We start from the raw sequence: 7,636 nt of genomic DNA, 5'->3' as shown, positions 1-7,636 counted from the left end.
CACACGGCCTCTGTCCGTCAAGCCAAACCATTCCATAGGAACACCTCCAGTGTCTTGTAAGGATGATATCTCCCATTCGGGTATCCGATTTCGGTGAAACCGGACTTAATTCTGCTGTTTTTGCAGTTCCCTGCGGCGCAGCTGCCCGCAGGCAGCATCAATATCCGGGCCGAGCCTCCGACGCACGGTCGCAGTCACGCCGCGTTTTTCCAGCGCCTGCTGGAAGCGGCGCACCGCTTCCGGTCGCGAGGGCCGCAGTGGGCTTTCCGCCACCTCATTGAGCGGAATCAGGTTGACGTGCGCAGGCCTGCCTCGCAGAAGCGAGGCCAGCTTTTCCGCCTGCCACGGGCGGTCGGTTTTGTCGCGCGCCATCATGTACTCATAGGAAATACGCCGTCCGGTGGTATCGAAATAGTACCGGCAGGCACGCATCAGCCGCTCGACCGGATAGGCGTCGTTTACCGGCATAATGGACGAGCGCGTCTCATCATCCGGCGCATGCAGGGACACCGAAAGGGTGATCTGCAATTTTTCTCCCGCTAACTTCTCTATTTTATCAGCAATTCCGCTCGTTGACAAGGAAATATGCCGCTGGCCGATGTTCACACCCTCCGGACAGCTGACCAGATGCAGAAATTTGAGCACGTTGTCGTAGTTGTCCAGCGGCTCACCCGTGCCCATCAACACAATGTTGGACACCGTCTCACCGCTGTCCTTCTGCATGAACAGCACTTCGTCGAGGATTTCACCCGCGGATAGGCGGCGCTTGAGGCCGTTCAGACCAGAAGCGCAAAACTTGCATCCCATCCGGCAGCCCACCTGCGTAGACACGCAGACCGACACGCCATGCTCGTAGTGCATCAGCACCGACTCGACGCAGTCGCCGTCCCGCAGCCGCCACAGATATTTCACCGTGCCATCGACTTTGCTCACCTGCTTGCGCGCCACCTGCGGCACAGTCAGCACAAAGCGTTCCGCAAGCCTTGCGCGTAGGTCTTTGGACAGATTGGACATCTCTTCAAAGGACTCTACCCCTTGGTGGAGCCATTTGAAGATCTGTCCCGCGCGGAACGGCTTTTCGCCCATCTGGGCGAGTTCCGCTTTCAGTTCTTCGATTGTCAGGGACTTGATCTCTGTCATGCGTTCTTCTTCCTTAGTTTAGCGATAAAAAAGCCGTCGGTCTGATGTACGGGCGGCAACAGCGTCACCATGCCATCCTCACGCGCGCCGCATGCCTTGTGCTCCCACGGCACGGCCTCAAACGACGGGTTTGCCGCGAGAAATGCGCGCACCACATCTTCATTCTCGCGCTGTAAGATCGTGCAGGTCGAATAGACCAGCGTGCCGCCGTCTTTCACATACTGCGCGCAGTTTTGTAGGATTTTCGCCTGCAAAACGGGCAGGTTTTCCAGCTCTGCGGGGTCTTTGTATCGAATCTCTGGTTTTTTGCGGATAATACCCAGTCCCGAGCAGGGCACGTCGCACAGCACCACGTCCGCCGCGCCCTTCCACTCGTCTCGCGGTGCGGATGCATCCTGCAAAGCGGTCTGGATGTTCGAAAGCCCCAGCCGCTGCGCGCCCTCACGGATGCGGTTCAGCTTATGTTCGTAAATGTCGCACGAGGTCACGCTGCCGCTCCCCTGCATACGTCCCGCCATGGCGAAGCTCTTGCCGCCGGGCGCTGCACAGCAGTCGAGCACCGTGTCGCCCGGTTTGGGGTCGGCCACCGCGGCCGCAAGCGCGCTTGCCGCGTCCTGCACGGTAATTTCGCCCGCCTGAAATGCGGGTGTCGCCGCGACGTCTCCACCCGTACAAAGCAGGATATCGTCGAATGCCGGATGCACCTGCACGGTCAGTCCCGCACTTTCGAGCGCGGAACATGCAGCCTCGGACGTGGTTTTCATCAGATTGACGCGCACGGACACCGGCGTATCCGCGTTGTCCGCCTGACAAAGCTGCTCGGCCATTTTGCGTCCGAACTGCTCCGACCACAGCCGCACCAACCATTCCGGATGACTGTATCGAAGCGCATAGTAGCTTTCCTTGTCCGGGCAGTCCAGCACGGGCAGGCTTCCGTTTTGTACTGCGTCCGCCGCGTGCCGCAGCACGGCATTGGCAAACGAAACCGTGCGCCCGTCCGCGCGGCAGTACCGCCGCACCAGCTCCACCGTCTCCGCAACTGCGGCGTGCGGCGGGATTTTATCCATCAAAATCAGCTGATACAGCCCCATACGCAGGCAAATATGCACGCGCGGCACGATTTTTTTGAGCCGCACGCTGGAAAAGTGCCGCAGATACCAATCGAGCAGCATTTCATTCTGCACCGTGCCGTATACCAGTCGGGAAGCAAGCGCTGCATCGCGCCCCTCGAGCGACGCGCGGGCAAGGCACTGGTGCAGCGCACCGTCCGACCACGCGCCATCCTCATTCATGGCGAACAGTGCAAAGGCTGCGGTTTCGCGCGCCGTGCGCGGGCGTTTATCAGTCATCGCGTCTCCGTCCTCCAAAAATCAATAGCAGTCGCAAAAGCTGCGCAAGCGATACCGCCAGCGCGGCCACATAGGTCATCGCGGCAGCGGTCAACGTCTTTTTCGCCATCGGATATTCGTCTTCATACAGCAGATTGCGTTCGCGGATGGCCGCGAGTGCGCGACGCGACGCATCCAACTCGACCGGCAGCGTCACCAGCTGGAACAGGGTCGACAGCGCAAATGCAAGAATGCCGATATTGATAAACGCCTCGGAATTGAACAGCAGACCAAGCAGAATGAGCGGGAACGCCGCCATCGAGCCGAACTGCGTCAGCGGAATGATGGCCGAGCGCAGCCGGATCGGGAAATAACCGACCGCGTGCTGCACCGCGTGGCCCGCCTCGTGCGCGGCTACGCCGACCGACGCGACCGAGGTCGAGTCATACACCGCGTCCGACAGACGGATGACGTTGCTGCGCGGGTCGAAATGGTCTGTTAAGCGGCCAGATACGCGCTCGATGCACACGCCGTTTACGCCGTTCGCCCGCAGCACCGCCTCGGCCGCCTGCGCGCCGCTCATGCCTCGGCGGTTCAAAACCTGCGAATACTGGTTGAAGGTGCTTTTGACCTTGGTCTGCGCCCAAAACGCCAGAATGATACACGGAATGACCAGCACGATATAATACATATCAATGCCGTAATAACCAAAATAAGGCATAATTTACTCCTTTGATTCACCCAAAACGGTTGCTTTCTCCACCGCATGGCCGCACAGGAAATCCGCGCTCTTCATGCGTTTGCCGCCGACCAGTTGAATCTCTTCGAGTGCAAGCGCCCCCGCGCCGCACGCCACAATCAGTCCCTTTTTCGCGTCGCTCACCAGCACCTCGCCCGGCTTGCCCTTGCCGTCCACCGGCTGCGCCGCATACACCTTGAGCCGCGCGCCGTCCAACGTGGTCAGCGCCACCGGCCACGGATTCAGCCCGCGGATCAGGCAGTCGATCTCGTGCGCGGACTTTGTCCAGTCGATCACCGCCATCTGCTTATCCAGCATGTGCGCGTAGCAGCTTTGGCTGTCATCCTGCGGAATCGGCGTGATGCTATCCAGTTCGACAAGTGTGCGCACCAGAAGTTCTGCGCCCGCCTGCGCGAGCCGGTCAAACAGCTCGCCAGCGGTCTCCCGCGCGCCGACTTCGGTTTCATAGGTGAGCAGCATGTCGCCCGTGTCCAGCCCCTCGGCCATCTGCATGGTTGTCACGCCCGCCTTTTGGTCTCCTGCCATCACCGCCCACTGGATGGGCGCGGCACCGCGCCAGCGCGGCAGCAGCGAACCGTGTACGTTGATGCACCCGTGCGGAGGGATGTCGAGCACCGCTTTGGGCAGCAGCTTGCCATACGCCACGACGATAATAACTTCAGGTGCTAGGGCACGTAACTGTGCCTGTTCGTCCTCGTTTTTGAGCGTCTGCGGCTGATAAACCGGGATATTATGCTCGAGCGCCAGCGTTTTCACCGGTGGCGCGGTCAAAATCTGCTTGCGGCCCTGCGGCTTGTCGGGCTGGGTGTAAACCGCACACACCTCATGCCCTGCGTCGATGAGCGCCTGTAAGCTCGGCACGGCGAAATCCGGCGTGCCCATGAATACAATCCTCATTCCGCGTCACCCTCATCGCCCTGCTGCAAGTCCTCCGGGTCAACATATTCCTCGACCTTCTCGGTGAACAGATGCCCGTCCAGATGCTCGGTCTCGTGGCAGAAGCACTGCGCGACAATGCCTTCGCCCTCGCGCTCAAACCAGTTGCCGTCGCGGTCCTGCGCGCGGATCTTCGCCCACGTCGGGCGAGTGACGTAGCCGTACACGCCCGGCACGGACAGGCAGCCCTCGACCACGCGCTCCGCACCGCGCGTCTCGATCACCTCAGGGTTGACCAGCTCGACCATCTCCTCCGGCTCGGTGTTGACGTCCAGCAGCACGACCACGCGGCGCAGCACGCCGACCTGCGGCGCGGCAAGACCAACGCCGCCCGAATTTTCCAGCGTCTCGCGCATATCGTCGAGCAGCGTATGCAGACGCGCGTCGAATTTTTCTACCTTGCGGCTGTGCTTGAGCAGCTGCTCGTCGCCCTCTGTCAGAATTTTACGAAGTGCCATGTCAGTTCAGTCCTCCATCTTCAGCATTGCCGTATATCGGCACAAACATTCCTGTATTTTCTCTTCATCAAGCGCCGGAAACGGCACGACCGGCTGCGCCGGCCCGTCCCCACCCAGACGTTTTTCAAACCAGCCTACGTCATGCCACCGCGCAAACTTCCAGCCTGAGCCGTGCCATACACCCGTAAGCGCAAAGCCCAGCTTTTCGTGCAAACGGCGGCTTTTTTCGTTCGGCAGCGTGACGCAACCGTATAAAACACGTACATGCTGCATCTCCAGCAAGTCAATCAGACACCGGTACAGCGCCGTTCCCACGCCCTGGTCCTGTGCTGTAGGCGCTAAGTAAATCGACAGCTCGACCGCCCAATCATACGCCGCGCGCTCTCGAATGTGATGCGCATACGCATAACCGACCGGTTTGCCGTCCCGCTCGCACACAAGATACGGGAAATCCGCGAGTGTATCCGTAATGCGCGCAGCAAATTCTTCTGCCGCAGGCACCTCGTATTCAAATGTGATAACCGTATCCGTAATATACGGCTGGTATATTTCCAGCAGCGCAGCCGCATCCTCTGCCGCCGCCCGCCGAATCACAAATTGTCCTTCCATATTCCATCCTCCGCGCCTTATAGGTCGGGATTTTCGTCTGCAAACACGGTCACGCCGCGGTTTTTGCTGTCCCGCAAAAACTCCCGCATGACCCCGGCCACCAATGCGCGCCAGCGCGCGGTGTTTTGCGCACGCATGGTCAAATGATACCGGTAACGCCCCATGACCTTGACCACCTGCGCCGCTGCCGGGCCGAGTACGGGCGCTTTCACGTCCGCATACTGTCCTTCCATCAGGCTTTGCAGACGGGTTTTGAGGGAAAGCAGACTTGCCAGCACCTGCTGCTCGACCTCACCCACTGCGGTCAGCACAGTCAAGTCGCAGACCGGCGGACATTGCAGCGCCTCACGCGTCTCCATCTCGCGCTCATAAAACGCTTCGTAGTCTTGCCGTGCGGCGGTCAAAATGACCGGATGTGTCGGACTGTACGTCTGGATAACCGCTTTGCCTGTGTCAAACCGCCGCCCCGCGCGCCCGACCACCTGCGTGATGAGCGAAAACGTACGCTCCCTCGCGCGGTAGTCCTGCGCATACAGGCTTTGGTCAGCATCCAGCACACCGACGAGCGTGACATTCTCGAAATCCAGCCCCTTGGTCACCATCTGGGTGCCCAGCAGGATATCCGCACCGCCTTTGGCAAACTGCGTGAGCAGCTTTTCGTGCGCGCCCTTGGTGGTCATGGTGTCCGCATCCATGCGCAGCACGCGCGCGGACGGGAATTTTTCGTGCAGTTCCTGCTCCACCTTCTGCGTGCCGGGCGTTTCGGTGAACAGGCTCTCTCCACCGCAAACCGGGCAGGTGCCTGTGATTTTGACCGATGCGCCGCAATAGTGGCACATCGCGCGGCCGGAAGCCGAGTGATAGGTCATACTGGTCGAGCACGACGGGCACTCGGGCACCCAGCCGCACAGCGCACAGCCAATCACGCGGCTGTTCCCGCGCCGATTGAGAAATAAAATTGCCTGTTTGCCCTTTTGCAGTGTGTCGATCAGCTCGCTTTCCAGCTGCTGGCCGATCACGCCGCTGCGCCCTTCGCGCGCCTGTCCGCGCAAATCTGCAATCTGCACTTCGGGCAGACTGGTGCCCATAAACCGCTCGGTGAGCGAAAACACCGGGTATTTGCCCTGCTTTGTCCCGTAATAGGTCTCGACCGATGGGGTCGCAGAGCCGAGCACGAGCAGCGCGCTTTCGTGTGCGGCGCGGTATTTCGCCACGTCGCGCGCGTGGTAGCGCGGGGACTGCTCGGATTTATATGCACCGTCCTGTTCCTCATCGAGGATGAGCACCCCAAGGCGCTCGACCGGCGCAAACACTGCCGAGCGCGTGCCAATCACGACGCGCGCGCGGCCGGATTTGATCTTTTTGAAGCTGTCATACCGCTCTCCGGCCGACAGCGCGGAGTGCAGCACGGCAACCGTGTCACCGAACTGCGCGGCGAACTGCCGCATGACCTGCGGCGTCAGCCCGATCTCGGGCACAAGCACGATTGCGCTTTTGTCCTGCTCGAGTGCGTGCGCGATCAGCCTCAGATACACCTGCGTTTTACCGCTGCCGGTCACGCCGAACAGCAGCGCCGCGCGCGGCGCATCCTCATCCATCAAAGCGGCAAGGCCGTCATACGCCTGCTGCTGCTGCGCGCTGAGTACCGGGGGCGGCGCAGGCGGCACCTCGGAAAAATCCGGTGTGCGCAGGCGTTCCTCCTGCCGCGCACGCAGCATGCCCTTTTTGACCATGTCGCGCAGTGCCGCATCGGTCACACCGGTCATGTAAACCAGCTCTTTCTGGCTCATCCAGCCGCCGTCCGCGAGGACGGAAACCACATCCAGCCGTGCAGGACTGCGGCGGCCGATGCGCGCCATCGCCTCCCCCGCTTCCATATCGAGCGCGAGCATTTTCTCGGTCTTGTCGCCCGATTTCTGCACGGTGTTGCTGTGGTAAAGCAGCACGCCCTCGCCCGTCAGCATGTCCAGCACGCGGGTGACGCTTTTGCCGCCCAGCCGCTGCCGGATATCGGACACGGCAAGCGTCTGTCCCGGCTGGTCGAACAGCTGCATCACACGCCCCGCGTCCCCGTCCCGCTGCCGCAGCGCGGCAAGGTCGGCATCGGGCGACAATGTGTATGTCTCGTTGCGCTTGAACCACAGTCCCGCGGGCAGCATGACGCGCACACAATCGAAAAACGTGCAGTACAGCCGCTCCCGCATCCATGCGGCGAGTTTGAGCTGCGGCGCAGTCAAAATGGGTGTGTCGTCCAGCACCTCGATAATCGGCTTGAGCTTATGCCCGCCCGCGTCCTCACGGAACGCGAGCACGACCGCTTCCGCCCGTTTATTGCCAAAGCCGAACGGCACGAGAACACGGGTGCCGATCAGCACCTGTTCCCGCAGCTCGTCCGGCACACGGTA

At 60.9% G+C, this 7,636-nt stretch carries 7 protein-coding genes; all 7 read right to left on the bottom strand.

The features are described from left to right. Positions 1–105: 105 nt before the first annotated feature. Entirely contained in the window at positions 106–1,140 is a 1,035-nt protein-coding gene (rlmN, locus tag ABGT74_RS09630; protein ID WP_346705374.1) for a 23S rRNA (adenine(2503)-C(2))-methyltransferase RlmN, read from the bottom strand. Next, entirely contained in the window at positions 1,137–2,489 is a 1,353-nt protein-coding gene (gene rsmB / locus ABGT74_RS09625; RefSeq protein WP_346705373.1) for a 16S rRNA (cytosine(967)-C(5))-methyltransferase RsmB, read from the bottom strand. The genes rlmN and rsmB overlap by 4 nt, the downstream gene beginning before the upstream one ends. After that, positions 2,482–3,189 (bottom strand): zinc metallopeptidase, encoded by a 708-nt coding sequence (locus ABGT74_RS09620; RefSeq protein WP_346705372.1) that lies wholly within the window; start codon positions 3,187–3,189, stop codon positions 2,482–2,484. Before ABGT74_RS09620 ends, rsmB begins: the two co-directional genes overlap by 8 nt. A 3-nt stretch (positions 3,190–3,192) precedes the next feature. Continuing rightward, a complete protein-coding gene (fmt, locus tag ABGT74_RS09615) occupies positions 3,193–4,125 on the bottom strand; it encodes a methionyl-tRNA formyltransferase (protein WP_346705371.1) in 933 nt (310 codons plus the stop codon). Next, positions 4,122–4,622 carry a peptide deformylase gene (def, locus tag ABGT74_RS09610; protein ID WP_346705370.1) on the bottom strand — a complete coding sequence of 167 codons (501 nt, stop codon included), beginning with the start codon at positions 4,620–4,622 and terminating at the stop codon, positions 4,122–4,124. Before def ends, fmt begins: the two co-directional genes overlap by 4 nt. Positions 4,623–4,628: 6 nt before the next feature. After that, the gene (locus tag ABGT74_RS09605; protein WP_346705369.1) at positions 4,629–5,231 is read right to left on the bottom strand and encodes an N-acetyltransferase family protein; all 603 of its coding nucleotides are present in this window, start codon (positions 5,229–5,231) and stop codon (positions 4,629–4,631) included. A 17-nt stretch (positions 5,232–5,248) separates the two neighbouring features. Beyond that, on the bottom strand, positions 5,249–7,636 hold a 2,388-nt coding region (gene priA / locus ABGT74_RS09600; protein ID WP_346705368.1), incomplete at its 5' end, for a primosomal protein N'.

This window comes from uncultured Agathobaculum sp., from assembly GCF_963927765.1.
Lineage (GTDB): Bacteria > Bacillota > Clostridia > Oscillospirales > Butyricicoccaceae > Agathobaculum.
Note: the sequence above shows the minus strand (reverse complement) of the source record. Positions and strands in the feature narration are given on the sequence as shown.

Coding starts and splice junctions, on each gene's coding strand:
- rlmN (WP_346705374.1), bottom strand. CDS start 1,140: ATGACAGAGATCAAGTCCCTGACAATCGAAGAACTGAAAGCGGAACTC.
- fmt (WP_346705371.1), bottom strand. CDS start 4,125: ATGAGGATTGTATTCATGGGCACGCCGGATTTCGCCGTGCCGAGCTTA.
- def (WP_346705370.1), bottom strand. CDS start 4,622: ATGGCACTTCGTAAAATTCTGACAGAGGGCGACGAGCAGCTGCTCAAG.
- ABGT74_RS09605 (WP_346705369.1), bottom strand. CDS start 5,231: ATGGAAGGACAATTTGTGATTCGGCGGGCGGCGGCAGAGGATGCGGCT.
- ABGT74_RS09620 (WP_346705372.1), bottom strand. CDS start 3,189: ATGCCTTATTTTGGTTATTACGGCATTGATATGTATTATATCGTGCTG.
- rsmB (WP_346705373.1), bottom strand. CDS start 2,489: ATGACTGATAAACGCCCGCGCACGGCGCGCGAAACCGCAGCCTTTGCA.